The organism is Psychrobacter sp. 1U2 (assembly GCF_051847575.1).
Genome location: NZ_JBPYDC010001807.1, coordinates 1 through 520, shown reverse-complemented (window position 1 = coordinate 520; position 520 = coordinate 1). Strand labels below are relative to the sequence as shown.

The following is a 520-nucleotide window of genomic DNA, read 5'->3' as shown; positions in this document are numbered from 1 at the left end:
ATATCATGCTCAAATTAAGCTTAAAAGACAGCGTTAGCGGTACATCAGTAGATTTAACACGCCATTGATATTTAAGCCAACGGTTTAGATACCATCAGCACGACTATGAGTCTTCTGTTATAAAGAAAGACTCATTAGGTGCCAACGGTTTATGACGGCTGTTATGGCCACTGATTACCATTAGCAGCCGTCATGATGGTACATTATAATTATGAAACCCAAAAACTCCTTTATAAATGACCCTACTACGCCTAGTGATCCGCTAGTATCAGACAAAGCATCTGTACAGAGCTATCAACGTCATGGGCGTACTACTGCGATTACAGATCATAGCGATTTACAAGTTCTGCGCCGTATCAGACGTTATCTGCTACCTAAAGACTTTACTGTCTCACAAAATCTATTAGACGAGATGGTAGCAGGCTACGACATTGGGGACCCACTAGCAGATGCCTTAGCAACTGACGGTGTGCGTTTTGCAAAACCTTTACAAAAACTTATCATCGATGACCAGTCAAAC

Annotated in this window: 1 pseudogene; it reads left to right on the top strand. The window is 41.5% G+C overall.

Going from position 1 to position 520, the window contains the following annotated elements:
- Positions 1-211 precede the first annotated feature (211 nt).
- Positions 212-520: pseudogene (locus ACS8FD_RS24510) on the top strand (hypothetical protein); the annotation flags it as partial.